This window comes from Vibrio sp. 10N.222.49.C9 (genome assembly GCF_041474985.1).
GTDB classification, from domain to species: domain Bacteria; phylum Pseudomonadota; class Gammaproteobacteria; order Enterobacterales; family Vibrionaceae; genus Vibrio; species Vibrio crassostreae_C.
On record NZ_JBFRVD010000360.1, the window covers coordinates 1 to 411 of the forward strand.

The 411-nt window shown below is 42.8% G+C and carries 1 protein-coding gene; it reads left to right on the plus strand.

Going from position 1 to position 411, the window contains the following annotated elements; all coding sequences use genetic code 11:
* Positions 1-8: 8 nt before the first annotated feature.
* Positions 9-411: prepilin peptidase (locus AB4585_RS23500; RefSeq protein WP_372171186.1), on the plus strand; the 403-nt coding region annotated here is incomplete at its 3' end.

Here is a 411-nt window from a genome sequence, read left to right on the forward strand (position 1 = left end):
TCATTACAATGACATTGATATGCATTGCATACATTGATTTTGACCATTTGGTAATCCCAGAGCAACTAACAAAGATATTGCTAGCTGTGGCTTTATTGTTGGGTGTGAGTGAGTTGTCATTCGTCAATAACCCTTTTACAGGCGAAGGGGGTGCTCCTTTTATGGGGGATGCTCATTACGCCGTCTATAGTGCGTTAGTCATATATGTCATCTATACGTTCCTAGGGGTGCTTGTTTCGAAAGTGCTAAAGAAAACGGCAATGGGATATGGCGATGTTGTTCTAACCACGGTGCTCGCCGGTATCTTTGGTTTAAATGTTGCTCTGATTTACTGCGTGGTTCTACCGTCCGTTGTATTTCTAGCAGTTGCGACTTGTTATAAATACGCTCGTTCGACGGCTTATCCATTTG